Annotated in this window: 29 protein-coding genes; 1 reads left to right on the plus strand and 28 read right to left on the minus strand. The window is 48.2% G+C overall.

Going from position 1 to position 13617, the window contains the following annotated elements; all coding sequences use genetic code 11:
• The 28 genes from JO226_RS21145 to JO226_RS21280 all read right to left on the minus strand — a co-directional run bounded on the left by JO226_RS21145 (window position 1) and on the right by JO226_RS21280 (window position 12778).
• Complete coding sequence (locus tag JO226_RS21145; protein WP_296407098.1) at window positions 1-183, minus strand: hypothetical protein; 183 nt, start codon at window positions 181-183, stop codon at window positions 1-3.
• Between the two features lie 9 nt (window positions 184-192).
• Window positions 193-396 carry a hypothetical protein gene (locus JO226_RS21150; protein ID WP_296407100.1) on the minus strand — a complete coding sequence of 68 codons (204 nt, stop codon included), beginning with the start codon at window positions 394-396 and terminating at the stop codon, window positions 193-195.
• A gap of 167 nt (window positions 397-563) precedes the next feature.
• Window positions 564-977 carry a DUF2570 domain-containing protein gene (locus JO226_RS21155; protein WP_296407102.1) on the minus strand — a complete coding sequence of 138 codons (414 nt, stop codon included), beginning with the start codon at window positions 975-977 and terminating at the stop codon, window positions 564-566.
• The gene (locus JO226_RS21160; RefSeq protein WP_296407104.1) at window positions 974-1600 is read right to left on the minus strand and encodes a glycoside hydrolase family 19 protein; all 627 of its coding nucleotides are present in this window, start codon (window positions 1598-1600) and stop codon (window positions 974-976) included. Before JO226_RS21160 ends, JO226_RS21155 begins: the two co-directional genes overlap by 4 nt.
• Complete coding sequence (locus tag JO226_RS21165; RefSeq protein WP_296407199.1) at window positions 1593-1907, minus strand: phage holin family protein; 315 nt, start codon at window positions 1905-1907, stop codon at window positions 1593-1595. Before JO226_RS21165 ends, JO226_RS21160 begins: the two co-directional genes overlap by 8 nt.
• A 303-nt stretch (window positions 1908-2210) precedes the next feature.
• Window positions 2211-2699, minus strand: coding sequence for an HNH endonuclease (locus tag JO226_RS21170; protein ID WP_296407105.1), 489 nt, complete (start codon window positions 2697-2699; stop codon window positions 2211-2213).
• A gap of 502 nt (window positions 2700-3201) precedes the next feature.
• Complete coding sequence (locus JO226_RS21175; RefSeq protein WP_296407107.1) at window positions 3202-3966, minus strand: antitermination protein; 765 nt, start codon at window positions 3964-3966, stop codon at window positions 3202-3204.
• Complete coding sequence (locus tag JO226_RS21180) at window positions 3963-4124, minus strand: hypothetical protein (RefSeq protein WP_296407109.1); 162 nt, start codon at window positions 4122-4124, stop codon at window positions 3963-3965. Before JO226_RS21180 ends, JO226_RS21175 begins: the two co-directional genes overlap by 4 nt.
• The gene (locus tag JO226_RS21185; protein WP_296407111.1) at window positions 4125-4310 is read right to left on the minus strand and encodes a hypothetical protein; all 186 of its coding nucleotides are present in this window, start codon (window positions 4308-4310) and stop codon (window positions 4125-4127) included.
• On the minus strand, window positions 4298-4861 hold the full coding sequence (locus tag JO226_RS21190) for a phage N-6-adenine-methyltransferase (RefSeq protein WP_296407112.1): 564 nt from the start codon (window positions 4859-4861) through the stop codon (window positions 4298-4300). The genes JO226_RS21185 and JO226_RS21190 overlap by 13 nt, the downstream gene beginning before the upstream one ends.
• On the minus strand, window positions 4858-5463 hold the full coding sequence (locus tag JO226_RS21195) for a recombination protein NinG (protein WP_296407114.1): 606 nt from the start codon (window positions 5461-5463) through the stop codon (window positions 4858-4860). The genes JO226_RS21190 and JO226_RS21195 overlap by 4 nt, the downstream gene beginning before the upstream one ends.
• A complete protein-coding gene (locus JO226_RS21200; protein ID WP_296407116.1) occupies window positions 5456-5776 on the minus strand; it encodes a hypothetical protein in 321 nt (106 codons plus the stop codon). The genes JO226_RS21195 and JO226_RS21200 overlap by 8 nt, the downstream gene beginning before the upstream one ends.
• Window positions 5766-5939, minus strand: a complete 174-nt coding sequence (locus tag JO226_RS21205; protein ID WP_296407118.1) for a protein NinF — start codon at window positions 5937-5939, stop codon at window positions 5766-5768. Before JO226_RS21205 ends, JO226_RS21200 begins: the two co-directional genes overlap by 11 nt.
• Window positions 5932-6876, minus strand: a complete 945-nt coding sequence (locus JO226_RS21210; protein WP_296407120.1) for a DNA cytosine methyltransferase — start codon at window positions 6874-6876, stop codon at window positions 5932-5934. The genes JO226_RS21205 and JO226_RS21210 overlap by 8 nt, the downstream gene beginning before the upstream one ends.
• Entirely contained in the window at window positions 6876-7103 is a 228-nt protein-coding gene (locus JO226_RS21215; RefSeq protein ID WP_296407123.1) for a hypothetical protein, read from the minus strand. Before JO226_RS21215 ends, JO226_RS21210 begins: the two co-directional genes overlap by 1 nt.
• A complete protein-coding gene (locus tag JO226_RS21220; RefSeq protein ID WP_296407125.1) occupies window positions 7100-7495 on the minus strand; it encodes a hypothetical protein in 396 nt (131 codons plus the stop codon). Before JO226_RS21220 ends, JO226_RS21215 begins: the two co-directional genes overlap by 4 nt.
• A gap of 199 nt (window positions 7496-7694) precedes the next feature.
• Window positions 7695-8105 (minus strand): recombination protein NinB, encoded by a 411-nt coding sequence (locus JO226_RS21225; protein WP_296407127.1) that lies wholly within the window; start codon window positions 8103-8105, stop codon window positions 7695-7697.
• Window positions 8077-8325 carry a hypothetical protein gene (locus JO226_RS21230; RefSeq protein WP_296407128.1) on the minus strand — a complete coding sequence of 83 codons (249 nt, stop codon included), beginning with the start codon at window positions 8323-8325 and terminating at the stop codon, window positions 8077-8079. The genes JO226_RS21225 and JO226_RS21230 overlap by 29 nt, the downstream gene beginning before the upstream one ends.
• A gap of 2 nt (window positions 8326-8327) precedes the next feature.
• Entirely contained in the window at window positions 8328-8579 is a 252-nt protein-coding gene (locus JO226_RS21235) for a hypothetical protein (protein ID WP_296407130.1), read from the minus strand.
• Window positions 8580-8590: 11 nt separating this feature from the next.
• The gene (locus JO226_RS21240) at window positions 8591-8917 is read right to left on the minus strand and encodes a hypothetical protein (protein ID WP_296407132.1); all 327 of its coding nucleotides are present in this window, start codon (window positions 8915-8917) and stop codon (window positions 8591-8593) included.
• A 31-nt stretch (window positions 8918-8948) separates the two neighbouring features.
• Window positions 8949-9131, minus strand: coding sequence for a hypothetical protein (locus tag JO226_RS21245; protein ID WP_296407134.1), 183 nt, complete (start codon window positions 9129-9131; stop codon window positions 8949-8951).
• A 25-nt stretch (window positions 9132-9156) separates the two neighbouring features.
• On the minus strand, window positions 9157-9345 hold the full coding sequence (locus JO226_RS21250) for a hypothetical protein (protein WP_296407136.1): 189 nt from the start codon (window positions 9343-9345) through the stop codon (window positions 9157-9159).
• Window positions 9342-9794: a transcriptional regulator gene (locus tag JO226_RS21255; RefSeq protein ID WP_296407138.1), complete on the minus strand. Its 453-nt coding sequence runs from the start codon at window positions 9792-9794 to the stop codon at window positions 9342-9344. Before JO226_RS21255 ends, JO226_RS21250 begins: the two co-directional genes overlap by 4 nt.
• 135 nt (window positions 9795-9929) lie before the next feature.
• Entirely contained in the window at window positions 9930-10622 is a 693-nt protein-coding gene (locus JO226_RS21260; RefSeq protein ID WP_296407140.1) for a replication protein P, read from the minus strand.
• Entirely contained in the window at window positions 10619-11320 is a 702-nt protein-coding gene (locus JO226_RS23380) for a helix-turn-helix domain-containing protein (protein ID WP_367273570.1), read from the minus strand. Before JO226_RS23380 ends, JO226_RS21260 begins: the two co-directional genes overlap by 4 nt.
• The gene (locus JO226_RS21270; RefSeq protein WP_296407141.1) at window positions 11298-12113 is read right to left on the minus strand and encodes a DNA-binding protein; all 816 of its coding nucleotides are present in this window, start codon (window positions 12111-12113) and stop codon (window positions 11298-11300) included. The genes JO226_RS23380 and JO226_RS21270 overlap by 23 nt, the downstream gene beginning before the upstream one ends.
• A 36-nt stretch (window positions 12114-12149) precedes the next feature.
• Complete coding sequence (locus tag JO226_RS21275; RefSeq protein ID WP_296407143.1) at window positions 12150-12440, minus strand: CII family transcriptional regulator; 291 nt, start codon at window positions 12438-12440, stop codon at window positions 12150-12152.
• 107 nt (window positions 12441-12547) lie between these two features.
• Complete coding sequence (locus JO226_RS21280; RefSeq protein ID WP_296407145.1) at window positions 12548-12778, minus strand: helix-turn-helix domain-containing protein; 231 nt, start codon at window positions 12776-12778, stop codon at window positions 12548-12550.
• Window positions 12779-12886: 108 nt separating this feature from the next.
• Here JO226_RS21280 and JO226_RS21285 point away from each other — a divergent pair, with 108 nt between their 5' ends.
• A complete protein-coding gene (locus tag JO226_RS21285; RefSeq protein ID WP_296407146.1) occupies window positions 12887-13603 on the plus strand; it encodes a helix-turn-helix transcriptional regulator in 717 nt (238 codons plus the stop codon).
• Window positions 13604-13617: the final 14 nt, after the last annotated feature.

A 13617-nucleotide genomic window follows, 5' to 3' on the forward strand; every position in this document is an offset into this window, starting at 1 on the left:
TTATTTTCCGTTAATCATTTGAGTGAGAAGTTTGGCCTGGCTTTTTGCAAACCTAACGTTGCCGCGTCCTTTCGTGGTAATTGAAACCAGTTCGCCCATTTTATGAATGGCTACTGTTACCTGATTGTGCTTAACCTGCACAAATGACAAATCACCTTCTCGTAATGCTTCGATAATTTTCATGTGCATTTCTCAGCTTGATGCCATCTGACCGGATGCGATCAGCTTAGTCAGCAGTGCGTTGAAGTCTGCCTGTGTTGGTGCCGCGGTCAGTTGCGCAGTGAATGGCATTTGCTTAACGATGCCTGCAGTGCTTGATGTCGCGGCTACTGGTAAATCAGAAGAGGTTGTTACTGTGGTTGGTACACCACCGGTAGAGATTACGCGCTTAGTCATTTTTGGCTCCTGAGATTTTTTCTGATGAAGTTTGTTGACGGGAGGATTCTATTTCACGAATAGCTTCTAGCTGTCCGTTGCAGTTCTCGACCGAGAGCAGCAAGGTAATGTTTAACTGGACGCTATCTGCGAATGTCATTTGTGCCGGAATGTTTGGCACCCCACAGTCAGTCAGAAGACTTGCTGGTATAGGAGGACTTTTTACCTTTATGGCTTCGCGCACTGTCGGCTTGTTGGCGCAGCCGCTCAACGACGCTATCAGGAATAATAGCAACAGCGCATTGGTTGTCTTTAAGCGCATTTTTTATTTCGTCCTGTAATCGTTGAGACTTCATCTCTGCGGCAGCACGGCGCTTAGCCTCTTTGTCAGCCAGTTGGTTCATTGCAGTTACTGCGTTGGTCAAATCCTGAAGCGTGTTAGCAAGACCAGTGTTTTTGCTGGTCAGCTCTCTGGATTCTTTTTGAAGCGCGTAGTTGTCAGTCTTTAACTGCCGATTGTCTACGCCAAGCTTGACGATGAAACCGATGATAATGAGAGCAAACATAACGGGGATGAGTGTTTTGATGACTGTCAGATTCATAACAGAACAGCCTCCGCTTTCCTGGTGCGATCTATCCTGTCCTGCAGTCCATTGAATCCACCATTAATACGCTTGGTTAGTCCATTGATATCGCCAGCATCTGCGAACTGATTACAGTTATTAGCTTTCCAAAACCAGCCGGCTGAACGTGCAGCGTTATTATCAGTGAGGGTCAAATCAGGGTCTGATACCAGGTCGAGACCTAAAGCTTTACCGCAGTTGTCATAGTTATCTTTGAAAGTGACTTGCTTCAGTCCTCTCCCGCGATATTTCCAGCCGTCACCATTCTGATTGTTACCATACCGGCCGCCATAAACGATGTTTGCAATAGAGGCCTGTCGTGATGGAGATAGTGCCAACTCTCCCGGCTTGCGACCTAATTGCTCTCGCTGTGCCGAGGTAAGTCGTGAGCCAAAAATCTGCAGGCCATTAACTGAGTAGTTCAAGGATTCCTGTACTGCTCGAAAGCCATTTGATTCTGTGCCAATTTGTGCAATGAATGCCGCCTGGCGTTTTGGCGTGTCGATGCCGAATTCTTTCATTGCATCAACTACAACCTGATACCACTTATCAGCTAACGGCTGGGAGATGCCAGCAGCTTGCATAAATTGTTCTTTATTCATTTTCTGCTTCATTCCCCGCCGCTTTGTTAAGGAATCGCCCTTCAAGCGCCTTAATCAGAGAAGAACCAGACCATCCAGCCATACCACAAACGCCGCCAGTAACTTCCTGTGGCCAGCCGTAGTGAATAGCAATCATGATCATGAGTAGTCCAGCGAAAATCGACACGATGAGTTGTAGGCACATAGTCCTCCAACTGAATGCTTCACCGTTGAGGACTTTGAATGAGTAGCTGGCTACTGCGCCGACTAGAGTCATGCCGAAAGCGATGAGGATCGACCAGAGGTTCGGATCGCTTTTGTATGGCATCTTGTTCATTTCCACCCCCTGGAACGGGGATCTGTTCAGGATAGGAATTAACGTGGTTGTTGACAGAACAAATCCAGGATACATTTTTCGGTAACGTGGTTTGTTCGTGACTAATAGCATGAGCAGATCAGGTAGGAGGTTGTTGACGCAATCTCTTGCCGACCATCTTCACGAAGCCCAGCCATAGTGCTGGGTTTTTCATTTGTGTAAAACGCCCTACCCCGTGGCCACGAATGCTAGAGGGTATCTGTGTGTGTTCTGGTGTTTGGTGGTAGGACGCTTTCAGAAAGGTCGTGCAATTAATTACCCATGGTTGCTGAATTCACCATGGTAATGCTCTCTGCTTTTCATTATTTCGCTGGCAGCGATAGCGATATCGTCAAACATTCCGACAATCACTTTCTTGCCATTCACCCGTAATGACGCAACCCATTTTTTGCTTACTTCGTCCCAGTGAACACCTTTGACACCAGATTTATTGCGCACAGTTACGCCCTGGTTCATTTGGTTTTCTGATTTTGAAACTACTCGAAGGTTTGAAATGCGATTATCGTCTTTCTTACAATTGATGTGGTCGATATCCCCATCCGGGAATGAACCATTCTCCATCAACCAAACTAAACGATGGGCGGCATAGATTTTACCGTGGATACAGATCTTGATGTATCCGTCTCTATGGTATGTGCCAGCAATGGCACCAACTTTGATACTATTCGTTGTTGGCTTGACCCAGGTGAATTTACCGGTCTCTTTGTCGTAAGTCAGATGTTCTAATAAAGTTTCTTTATTCATTTGAACTCCGGCGTCTTTCGACCGATTGCCTGGGGTAGCAGGTAAGGTTGTGGTGGCCGGTGCTGAATTCCGGCATTGGCCTATCAACGGGGGTCGCCTCTATCTCTAGATTTGTCTTGCCATAGACCCAGGGATTACTCCCTTTCTCGCGCATCAGCCTGCGCATTCACCACAACGGAAAGAGCACTGCCGCATTCGTCGTCTGGTACGGTGCGGAGCTTTGTTAATCCAGTCAGCGCTCTTACCTGTTGTGTAAATGAAAAAGCCCCAAGGCGTGAACCTCAAGGCTTGTTTGTTCATGGCGATGGCTGAAGTCGCGTTGTTGCCGTCCCCATAAGACCCGGCTCAAGGGTTTCGATGTCCCCGATTCATCAGCACTGTCATCTTGTACTTAATCGCCTTAACGGAGTCAGTTACCCATCGTTAGAGTTCAGATTAAACAAATATCGCCACTTTGTAAAGCATCATTTCTACAGAAATCCGTTTCCGTAGAAATTATTTATTATCGCGTGACTTTGCTCAACATCTGATTTGCGTATTCCTCCTGCTTAATGCACTCACCAACCAGGCTTTCGAAGAAGTCCTTATATGACCTGCGCCATGTGGTTTCAGGTACATCAATAACCGTAGCGCAGATGTATTTCCTGACTGCATCAGGCAGCAAACGAGCATAACCGCGCCCATTACAGCGACTGCATGTTTTATATGCAGGAACGCCGCCCTGTAGAATAGTTTTCTCTTTGTCGACAACCACGCCTTTACCATTGCACTGGCACGCATTGGTTAGCACGCCCTTCCCTTTGCACTTATGGCAAAGTACCTTCACTTTTTCCTTACGCTCAGTTAGATACGGCTGCCCGATGCTTTTCATTGTCATGACTTCAGCATCGACAAACTTTTTACCTCCACAACAATCACAGGTTCGCGTACTTGCAGCACTTCGGGAATAGTCAGCGAATGCGAATGTTGCGAGCACTTGCATTACCTTTGGCTTAATATCATTTTCGAGCTTACGTAAGGCGGCAACCTTATCGCAATGCTCAAGTGCATATTGGGTCAGCAGTTCAATAGCTTTCTCACGGTCATTGCTGCTGATTTCCATCTTCCCTAAAAACGCGCTGTAACCTAACGTGGCGCGACTTTGCGTCATACCCATGGCAGCCATCACATCAGTGCCAGTTAACGTCTCTGAGGAGGTTGCACGAGGTGTATCGTTTATCTGCATAGACTTCGCGAAGTGAAACTTGACTGCGTTTTCCAGGTTCATTTCTTATCTCCAAAGACATACCAAGGCCAAAGCAGCGCAGCGATGAGTGATGCCAAGAAAAGCCGCTCCCTGAATCCCATATTTTTCCCTTTTGTATGGACATACTCAGCAGTCATTCCAGCCATGAATGCATAGAAAATTAAGAATACGGTTATCATTTACGCCGCCTCCGGGTCATGGTCTGGCTTGTTCGTACCTAGTCGATTACGCACTTCCCGCAGCTGATCGCGAACATACTCAAGACTGCGCTCAAGCTCCTGCTCTTTACCAATCAGCACCTGCTCGGTATGCATATCGCGCTGACGCTGCCATTTGACTTGCTGGATGTTGGTTACGCTGCACATAAGACCCCCTTCATGAATCGTTTTCCGTATTGCATCAGCACATCACGATCGACCGTTGTCATTCGGCAGTCGCCTGACCGTGGGTATGGATGCCAGATGATGAGCATTGAGCCTTTGTTGTTGCCGTTTACTGGCTTGCCTGTATCAGCGTTCAGGAATGAGAGACGACCACCCGTGATAAACCGAACCTCATGCGCGGTCTTAATGGCTTCCCTGAACCACAAAACTGAAGTGTCTGCCGGGAGAAGCATTACGCACCCGACATAGTTATCTGCGTTTTCCTGAGAAGCCTTCTTCACGAAGGGCATTGGGGCGCTGTAGGGAGGGTTAAGCCACGCATATGCTCGATTGACACCAACTGGCATCTTGCTTTTCCAGCTTGTTTCGAGTGTATTTTCCTCGGCATCAATGAACGTTTTGCACAGAGCATTTTCCTGATTTGCAGCTGCATCCAGAAAGAAGGGAAACTCACACCTAAGTGCCCGGTATATCTCTGGCGGCGTTCGCCACAGGTCTTTAATTTCTGCCGGGGTGTTTGATTTATCCGTCATGCTGCCTCCACTCTGCTGTTACGCAGGTCTTTGAGCTTCTGCTGAAACTCCGCCTTAATCGCTTTGCACTCTTCTACAGTCCAGCGATGGCGCTTATGGTCAGATTCGATTTCGTCTACAGCTACTTGCCCGATACGCTCGATGAGCATCACGCGATAAGGAACCAGGTTGCCGCTCTTGTGCTGATTACACACGACGCATTGTTTGTGGATATTGCGTTCATCAAATCGGAGTTGAGGTGCCGCAGCAGTTGTACGGTAGTGACCCGCATCCCACTGAGCAGACGTGAACGTTCCGCACGAGATACATGGTAAGTCGCGGTCTCTTTCTCTGATGAAGGTGTTTACTGCTTGTTGAGCTTGCTTAATCCAGTAACTGCGGGGTTTTACTGCGAGCTTTCGAATCTTGAGCTTGTCTTTCTGCTGCTGCTCTTCTCGTCGTCGTTTCTTGTCTGCTGCTTTCTCTGCTTTTTCTCTCTCCTTACTTCGTCGCTCTATTGCTAATTCAGTTCCATGTTCCGGACTACACCACCACTGATTTGAGAATGCCGGGTGGAACCATTCATTGCAGACTTTGCATTTTCGCCGAGGTGCTTTAGCCATTGGTCAATTCCTTCTGTCGCCCATCTTCGTGAGAGAAGTCTTCTCCGTCGATTGGCATGAGTTGCACTCGCCTAAATAACCCAAATCCTGCTTCCTCAGCTTCAGCTGAGCCGGAATGAAAATCACCGATGCAAACATAGACCTTCTCGAAAATAGCATCAGGGCAAAATCTTACCTTTCCTGTAGCAGGGCTAATAAATGACCCTGATTTATCAGTAGTGCTGTGTATTTCTACCACTTTCCCTACAGATGACTGGTTTGTGTATGCTTTCACAATTAAAGCCAGGCTACCTATTCGTAACTCACTCATCATCTTCCTCCGTCATTTTTTCATTAGGTTCTGATAGCAGTTCTGCACAGCATAATTCGCATACGTGAACTTCAAGAATGTGAAGTTGCTTACCGCAGTTAGCACATTCAAGGGCACGACGTATGCTCTGCTGCTCGTAGGATTGGGCTTCGTGGGGACTAAGCATGAATAACCTCCATGCAACTTTTTACGAATGACGTCGCTACTTCTGCGTTGATTGCGTTTCCATATCCAATAATTCGCTGGTCTTGATTGCGCTTTGCCATTCCTCCCAATGTGGACTTGCTTCGTCCCAGGCTTTTGGCAATGCCATTAACCATCTGGAATGAGCCGGGTCTAACTGGACGATATTTTTCATCTCTACAGTAAATCCAGTCCGCATCTCTCCAGTAGCCGTTAACCGGTAATGAGTGCAAAGCTTCACGGTACCCGGAAGTTTCAGGCAAATCCGAGGATTTCCTTCCTTGTCTTTCCCGCTGTAGCAATGCGTTGAACCCGTCGCATCGTTCGCCAAAGGCGTTTGCCAACCCGCTAATCTCACGCATCCAGAGAGGTTCTGAATTCCCCTGCGCGTTTCTGGCTGAAAGTTGATGTTCGTCGTTGGAGTAGGCCATCCAATACAGTCGCTGCCTGATGTGCGGAGAACCGAAGCCCGCAGCGCAAATATCGGTTCCTGCTGAGGTGTAGTTCGCACCTTCCAGGTCAGTTTGTACAAGGTCGAGCCAAGCGAGGCCGTCTGAGCTTGCAACTTGTTCGCCAATGATGACGCCAGGTTTGCATTTCTCAATGAGCCAGAAGAATGCCGGCCATAAGTGCCGCTCGTCATCAACCCCTTTTCCTTTGCCTGCCGCGCTGAAAGGTTGGCATGGGCAGCTTCCCGTCCAGATTGGTTTGTCATCAGGCCATCCTGCTTTTCTAAGCGCATAACTCCAGACACCGATTCCAGCAAAGAAGTGATGCTGGGTAAATCCTCGCAAATCGCCTGGTGTGACATCTTCAATGCTCCTTTCATCTACGTAACCGGGTGCAATCTCTCCGACGTCAATTAGGTTGCGTAACCATTGAGCCGCGTATGGGTCTATTTCGTTGTAATATGCCGACATCAATGCAACCTCACTGCTGTTGTCTCTTCCGAATCGGTAATCTGAATAATCATGTCGGCATCTTCAAACTGATACATGTAGGCTTCTGCGCCATTGCCTTCCATTCTTCCCTGAACATATCCGGCTACCCAGTTCATAATCATTCCTACAGAGTCAACGCCGTCACCTTCCATATCTTCGAGAAGGTCAGCGAGTCGGTCTGCGTAGTCATCGTCTAAGCTGCTCATTTTTTGTCTCCGCAAATCCTTCTGAACGCCTCAATATCTCTCACCGCCTCGGAAAGCTTTTTCTTCAGGAGCTGATTTTCATCTTCAAGCTTCTCCATATCCTTCTGGTATCGCGCCCGATGCTCTTCCCATGCCTGCTGAAAAGCTTTCATTTTGGTTAGGGTTGCTTTGCGCTTTGCCTGTCGTACAGCGTGATGATTTTCTATGAACCAGGATGGATCATTGAATGCCGCTCGCGCGCACTCGTACCAATAGGCCGTTGCGTGCTTGTTGAGCCAGTAAATGCAGACAAATGGCATCTTTATGGCAACCATCTTTCTGTTGGATTCTTTCTGACCAAACATATGCCGTTGCTTTATGCTAAGGCCGAATCCGGTTTGTATTAGAATCATGCTTATCCCCATATCCTCGATTGAAATTGACTCCTACCCTTTGGCTCGCTGGCGTACTCAGGCAACAAGGCTCCCACTACCCACAGGCGTGGGTCAGCGCTAAGGTGCTTGGTTGTTTGTACATTTCGGGAGTGGTAGAGAGTGATTAGTTGGTTGGCTTCGTCGGTAGTCATTGGCGGGTGATAGAAATATGTTCGCTTCAATCGTACCTCCTGTCAGTGAATCTGACGTTCTGACCTGCTGCCCATGCCATCGTGTACTCGATGAGGCTCGCCATGCGCCCTACGCTCATCTCTGCGCTGCTCTCGCGGATGTTGACGTACTCACCCTCTAACCCGGGTACTACTTCAGCCTCCTGCTTTGTTGCGACTGCATGACCGCTAATCAGCAATACCTTCCACTGCTCAGGCTTGAGTCGCTTTCCGCACCACATGACCTGACGAGCGATATCACCCAGCATCGCGTGAAAACGTGCATTCTGGTCGAGGTTGCGCTTGTAGTCAGAGATTCGAATGGTGATGGGTCTGTCGTTGTCAAGAGGTGATGCGAGGATGGCGTTTATTGCTGACTGCTGTTGCTGCTTACCCCTGAGAAATATCGTCTGTTTCATGGCGAATCCTCATGATGCCAATTTTCATTGTTAACCACATGATTGTCAGGACTAGCAATGTTGAAGTGCATTTCTTATCTGGAAGAACGTCAGGCACGTATCCAAAGTGAATGAAATTAACCACCTTGCTGTCGTTCTTTCTTGTCGTATGCCACAACTCTGTAGACACGCCAAACCCAAGAGTGAGTCGACCGATAAGCCAGTACTTGTCAAAGGTCATACTCACTCCTTCACTTTGATTCCAGCGGCGCGGATAGCTTCGATAACTTCTTTCTTATCTAGCAATTCACACAAGTTCCATGCGCATACTTCTGGTAATTCAATTTCGATATTGGAGCGAGATGCCTTCCATCCGCTCCATGCATACTCCATAAAATTATTCGAATATCCCTCGCCATCACGACAAATATTACCCTTTGCCTGCAGCCACCATTCTACAACCCAAGACTCGAAAGCCTTTCTTGATTCGTCCATATTCCTCTCCATCACTTGCCTTTATTCTGTTCTGAAATGACACGAGCAAATGTTTCGCGGCGATATTCTTTACTTCGCTCAATGTCGTCCTGCATATCTTTAAACTCGACGTTTTTCCTTGATTTTTGCAAGGTGTACCCGCATCGACCCATGTACCAAAGAAAGGTGTCGATAACATAGATATGACCGTCTCTCGCATTGCCGTTTTCGTTAGCATTCCCAATGGTGTCGTGCATAGCCTTAAACACGTCTTTCTGGTCGTGGAAGTCACGTAGAAACTCAGGAAGGTATCCACCACTTTGCAGCCATTTAGCTAATTCATTCTCGTTACTCATCATTCCTCTCCATCACTTACCTTCAGGTTGGCTGCTATAAGTCTTTTAGCCATTCTTGATATGCTTGCCCGGCACTTTCTTTTCGGAAGCCCATGGAATAAAAAAAATTCCAGTCTTCCCATTTTTCTACGACTGCCAATGCTTCTGGCTTCATCGAGAAGTTATGCACGATAATTCGTGCCATTTCTCTGTTAAATTCCGCTCTATCGCTCATCATTCCTCTCCATCAGCGTGCTGGGGTGTTAGGCCTGTACGATTTCGCATTTTTCTATGCGTAGGCCATTCGCGTCATCTTGTAGTTCAATAGCTTTCTGAGCATCCTCTTTGGTGCGGAATACAGCCTTAACTTCTCCGTATTTCTCATGCCCTACAGAAACGATCGCATCCTCATCGTCGATGATTGCGTAAAATGCATAATCACTATTACTCATGTCCGTACCTCTCTTAATCTCTGGTTGATAAATGCAGTCAGTGGGTTGGCGCAACCGAACTTATGTGGCGCGTTCTTGCGGTACATCCAGACCTTTTCCCGACCTAACCACTCGCGATATACCTCACCCCGCTTGTTAAGCGATACTAGTATCTGCGTCGTCATTGACAGGCATACGCCGGTAGCAGCTGAGATATCCCCAGATGTTCCTTCGTGACCATCATCCAGATAGTCAAGAATCGCCTGACGACGATTGCTGTGCAGGCTAGTTAGCCGGTAGCGCTTGATGTCGTTAATCTGACTGTCAATTTCGATATGGCCGGACTCGAGTAGCTCTTTGAGGATTTGGTTGACGCGGGATTTTGGTGCTCTGGTTAGTGCGTGAAACTCAGATGAGGATGTTGGCTTGCTGGTTTCTAGGTGAGCAAGCATCTTATCTCGTGCGTTCATCTTCCCTCCTGCCAGAAGAAAAATAATGTGTTTACGAATGGGTCACGATAGCCGAGATACGTTCTCTCCAGTCGGTATCTTTCTCGGTAAACGCTCCGGAAAAATCTTTCGAATCTTTCGCGTTCTGTGTCCATATCAATGTCTCCCAAGACGATGCTTGGCACGAAGCTCGGCAATTTTCGCCAGGCCTTTATCGTTGCTGAGTGGGATGTGAAGCTTGGGGATTTGAACAACAGGAGCGGGGATTTCTTCGGCAGACTCAATGCGGTGAGCCATTTTTCTCAGCTCTTCAGTGCACCGCTTTCGCAGCTCTGCATCTGTCAGATTAAGCGATCGCATCAGGTCGTATAGTTTCGTCACCATCCAGTAGCACGCATTGCTCTTCCATGGGTATCGCTCCGGTGTTTCGTACTCAATTTTGTGGGCGCAGTATTCCATAACCATGTCGTAAAGCTCGTTTGTATCAGGAAGTCCGCCAGCTTTAAATTCTGCGTCTTTGCACCATGCAATGAATTGCCCCGGGGACGGCCAGAACGGAGATGCGCTTGCCCTAGCGTGCTGCATTCCGGATTTAAGCTGCTCTTTGCTGCGGATGTTGTTCTCTGCAAATGCCGCAATCCACTGGCGCTTTGCAGCTGCTTCGTCACGCGGGTCTTTCAGGGCGGTACTGACTGATGCCGGAAAAAGCTGCTTGAGGTTGTCGAACAGGATATCCACCAGTCTCTCAGCCTCGTTGTTGACTCCGCGATCTGGCTCTTTGTTTTCTCCAGCAAGGCGAGCCAGTGCATTGCTGTCGCGATTGTGAATCGCCTGGACAAGGTTTTTCATAGGAAGTTGTTCTCCCACTCGTCTTTGTCGTTCCAGTGTGATTGGTTCACGGCCGTTTTCTGAATTTGTCGGCCGGCAGATTGTTTGTTCTGATAGCTAAGCTTCTGGCTTGCAGTGATGAACCAGTTTTTTGGCTTTTCAGCGGTGAACTCGATATCAAGGCGATTCAGTTCATAAACCAGGTCAATGTTTCTGTAGAGGTCCTTCCACTTCTGGAAGTGATCGTGGTTAAGTCGAATGACATTTCCTGCAAAGGCATACTTCGAAGAAACGTCATGCACTTCACATGGAGCGTTAGCGACCTGCTGTATAGGTTCATTGATAGGTTCAAAAGAGTGACTGGTTCTGGGTGCATCTCCTGCACTACCCCCTAGTGAATCTCCTGCACCACCTGGTGAATTTGCTGCACTACCCCCTAGTGAATCTCCTGCACCATGTAGGCTTAGGTGATACACATTGCTGGAGTTTCCTTTCGGTCCAGGCCGATACTCTTTTCTCACCAGTCCGGCATCGCATAGTGCGTCGATGTGGTTCATCACTGAGCGCTTGCTTATCTCGCACTGGTCAGCGATATGTTGATAACTAGGCCAGCACTCGCCCAAATCGCTGGCATTGTCTGCCAGCTTCAGGAGTACCAGCTTTCTCAGGGGATTACCTACTTTCATCGTCATGGCTTTAGCCATTAGAAGCATGCTCACTCTTTTCCTCCCAGCCAGCATCTTTCAGGAACTGGCGATACTCATTCAGGATGGTTAGTGCTTTTTCTGGAATGGAGATTGACTGGTGATCGGCGATCAGCTGGATGAACTCTCGCGCCTTCGCAGCACTGAATTGCGGTAATGCAGCACTACGCGTTAGCTTTGACTTGCCCGCAGCCTTAGCCTTTCCCATCTGCTCTACCGCTACTGCGGAAGCCTGAGGACCATGCTCGCGGGATAATGCAACTGCTGTAGTGGCAGCGACCTCACCGGAACGAACCATGCCAATCAGCTCATCACCGCAGGTCAGCAACTGAAGGTGGTGATCAACGCCAGCAACTGAGCGCTTAACCTTCTTCGCAATCTCTGCAGGCTCCCATCCTTGGTTAATCAAGCGCTGGTAGGCTGCTGCTCGTTCAAGGGGCGTCAGAGGTTTACCTTGGGAGCTGGTAACCATGAAGGCGATGCGATCGGCATCAGAACCAACGAAATCTTTGCATTCCAGGCGTGGAATTTCGGTGCCGGACTCCTGCGCGGCGATGGCCCCATAATACCGATGGTGCCCGTCAATGATTTTCACGCCCTGCTCTGTAACCTGAACAGCCAAGGGCGGAACGTACTCGCCGGCAATAAACGCATCCCGAAACTCTTCGACGTGAATCTGGTCTATTTCACGAACGTTAAAGCCAGGCTCCACATAGATTTCTGACAGCGGCACCAGGAAGGTTTTCTTCACTGTGGTTTCGGTACCGTTTTTATCCTTGGACTTGTAAAGCTGTGATAGAGAACTCATAATTACTCCTGTTGTTATTGACGTAACACAGTGTGTTTAGAAGTCGATAGTTAGTTGCTCAGAGCGTCCGGCCACCACCGGGCGCTTTTTGCTTTCTGGCATCACAGCTGCAATAGCCTGTCTTGCCACTTCACGAATAAGGCTTGTCTCCCAGACTTTCCCCAGAAGAACGAACGTCACAGCCATATCGTGGATGTTTAATCGACTCACCTTTGAATCAGCCCATCCCGCCATCTTTGCAAAATTTGTCTGACCCATGGAAACGAGTCGGGCACGAAGCTCTGTTTCCACTTCGCGTACCTTTTTGCTGTGATTTGCTAGTTCCATTTGTAATACTTCCTTTAGTTAATAAGTGTTTACGCATCGGTTGATGCGTTGTGGTTCCCTGGTATTCCGAGGGAGGCAGATTATTAAAGAGCGGTGTTGCTTACTTCTTAAGCGGCCTGATTCGGGTGAGGAAACAGGTCTGATAAATCTGGACGGATTTGGTAAGCAGGGACATGTCCACCGGTTGCCAACTCAATACGCTTTGCGTTTTCGGCTGAAACCTTTTTCTTCCCATGCAACCAAGCCCACACGGATGGCTGCTTAACTCCGCAGGCGTCAGCTAACTTTTGCTGACTACCCACGAACTCAATAGCCAAATTGATAGCTTTGTTGACCATAAATAGCTCCTGCTTTATATCACAGTGTCAATAATAGCCTTAACTATTGAGAATGTAAATAGACAAAGCTATTTGAATCTATGATAGCTACAGCTATATGATTGAGACATGAACAAGACAACATTTTCAGAGCGATTAAATCAGGCAATGCAGGAGCGAGGCATGACTCAGGGCGCTCTTGCTGAAGCTGTTGGTATGGCTCAGCCAAGCGTATGGAAGCTAGCAAGCGGAGGAGCTAAAGGCTCTAGAAAGACCGTTCAAATAGCTCAAGTGCTTGGCGTGCGCCCTGAGTGGCTAAGTGATGGCGTTGGACCAATGCGCTCAGATTCTAAGGAGTCAAATATTGCCCCCGAGTCAGAGTGGGGGACTATCGAGGTTTGGGACAGCAAAACACCGCTGAGGGATGATGAGGTGGAAGTACCATTTCTGAAGGATATTGAGTTTGCGTGTGGTGATGGAAGCTACAACGAAGAGGACTATAACGGGTTTAAGCTGCGGTTCTCAAAATCCACGCTGAGAAAAATTGGTGCCAGTACAGACGGTCACGGGATTCTCTGTTTCCCTGCTCGCGGCAATAGCATGGAGCCAAACATACCTGACGGCACCACGGTAGCAATCAACACCGAAGACAAGAAAATCGTTGATGGGAAGATATACGCGATTAGTGAGGATGGCTGGAAGCGAATAAAGCTGCTTTACAGGGTTGGTCCAGATACCGTTAGTGTGCGCAGCTATAACTCAGTTGAGCACCAGCCAGAAGATAAGCCGCTAGAAAAGATAGAAATCATTGGCCGTGTCTTCTGGTGGTCTGTGCTGGACTACTAACCAGCCAGTGGCCT

The sequence above is a fragment of the Pluralibacter sp. genome (assembly GCF_019237635.1).
GTDB lineage: Bacteria > Pseudomonadota > Gammaproteobacteria > Enterobacterales > Enterobacteriaceae > Enterobacter_B.

Bases quoted from the DNA above. Each gene is read 5' to 3' on its own strand.
- JO226_RS21225 (WP_296407127.1), bottom strand. From the start codon at position 8,105: ATGAAACAGACGATATTTCTCAGGGGTAAGCAGCAACAGCAGTCAGCA.
- JO226_RS21175 (WP_296407107.1), bottom strand. From the start codon at position 3,966: ATGAACCTGGAAAACGCAGTCAAGTTTCACTTCGCGAAGTCTATGCAG.
- JO226_RS21150 (WP_296407100.1), bottom strand. From the start codon at position 396: ATGACTAAGCGCGTAATCTCTACCGGTGGTGTACCAACCACAGTAACA.
- JO226_RS21145 (WP_296407098.1), bottom strand. From the start codon at position 183: ATGAAAATTATCGAAGCATTACGAGAAGGTGATTTGTCATTTGTGCAG.
- JO226_RS21205 (WP_296407118.1), bottom strand. From the start codon at position 5,939: ATGCTTAGTCCCCACGAAGCCCAATCCTACGAGCAGCAGAGCATACGT.
- JO226_RS21260 (WP_296407140.1), bottom strand. From the start codon at position 10,622: ATGAAAAACCTTGTCCAGGCGATTCACAATCGCGACAGCAATGCACTG.
- JO226_RS21250 (WP_296407136.1), bottom strand. From the start codon at position 9,345: ATGAGTAATAGTGATTATGCATTTTACGCAATCATCGACGATGAGGAT.
- JO226_RS21220 (WP_296407125.1), bottom strand. From the start codon at position 7,495: ATGATTCTAATACAAACCGGATTCGGCCTTAGCATAAAGCAACGGCAT.
- JO226_RS21215 (WP_296407123.1), bottom strand. From the start codon at position 7,103: ATGAGCAGCTTAGACGATGACTACGCAGACCGACTCGCTGACCTTCTC.
- JO226_RS21245 (WP_296407134.1), bottom strand. From the start codon at position 9,131: ATGATGAGCGATAGAGCGGAATTTAACAGAGAAATGGCACGAATTATC.
- JO226_RS21180 (WP_296407109.1), bottom strand. From the start codon at position 4,124: ATGATAACCGTATTCTTAATTTTCTATGCATTCATGGCTGGAATGACT.
- JO226_RS21155 (WP_296407102.1), bottom strand. From the start codon at position 977: ATGAATCTGACAGTCATCAAAACACTCATCCCCGTTATGTTTGCTCTC.
- JO226_RS21160 (WP_296407104.1), bottom strand. From the start codon at position 1,600: ATGAATAAAGAACAATTTATGCAAGCTGCTGGCATCTCCCAGCCGTTA.
- JO226_RS21280 (WP_296407145.1), bottom strand. From the start codon at position 12,778: ATGGTCAACAAAGCTATCAATTTGGCTATTGAGTTCGTGGGTAGTCAG.
- JO226_RS21230 (WP_296407128.1), bottom strand. From the start codon at position 8,325: ATGACCTTTGACAAGTACTGGCTTATCGGTCGACTCACTCTTGGGTTT.
- JO226_RS21275 (WP_296407143.1), bottom strand. From the start codon at position 12,440: ATGGAACTAGCAAATCACAGCAAAAAGGTACGCGAAGTGGAAACAGAG.
- JO226_RS21255 (WP_296407138.1), bottom strand. From the start codon at position 9,794: ATGAACGCACGAGATAAGATGCTTGCTCACCTAGAAACCAGCAAGCCA.
- JO226_RS21190 (WP_296407112.1), bottom strand. From the start codon at position 4,861: ATGACGGATAAATCAAACACCCCGGCAGAAATTAAAGACCTGTGGCGA.
- JO226_RS21240 (WP_296407132.1), bottom strand. From the start codon at position 8,917: ATGATGAGTAACGAGAATGAATTAGCTAAATGGCTGCAAAGTGGTGGA.
- JO226_RS21200 (WP_296407116.1), bottom strand. From the start codon at position 5,776: ATGATGAGTGAGTTACGAATAGGTAGCCTGGCTTTAATTGTGAAAGCA.
- JO226_RS21270 (WP_296407141.1), bottom strand. From the start codon at position 12,113: ATGAGTTCTCTATCACAGCTTTACAAGTCCAAGGATAAAAACGGTACC.
- JO226_RS21235 (WP_296407130.1), bottom strand. From the start codon at position 8,579: ATGGACGAATCAAGAAAGGCTTTCGAGTCTTGGGTTGTAGAATGGTGG.
- JO226_RS21195 (WP_296407114.1), bottom strand. From the start codon at position 5,463: ATGGCTAAAGCACCTCGGCGAAAATGCAAAGTCTGCAATGAATGGTTC.
- JO226_RS21170 (WP_296407105.1), bottom strand. From the start codon at position 2,699: ATGAATAAAGAAACTTTATTAGAACATCTGACTTACGACAAAGAGACC.
- JO226_RS21185 (WP_296407111.1), bottom strand. From the start codon at position 4,310: ATGTGCAGCGTAACCAACATCCAGCAAGTCAAATGGCAGCGTCAGCGC.
- JO226_RS21165 (WP_296407199.1), bottom strand. From the start codon at position 1,907: ATGCCATACAAAAGCGATCCGAACCTCTGGTCGATCCTCATCGCTTTC.
- JO226_RS21210 (WP_296407120.1), bottom strand. From the start codon at position 6,876: ATGTCGGCATATTACAACGAAATAGACCCATACGCGGCTCAATGGTTA.
- JO226_RS21285 (WP_296407146.1), top strand. From the start codon at position 12,887: ATGAACAAGACAACATTTTCAGAGCGATTAAATCAGGCAATGCAGGAG.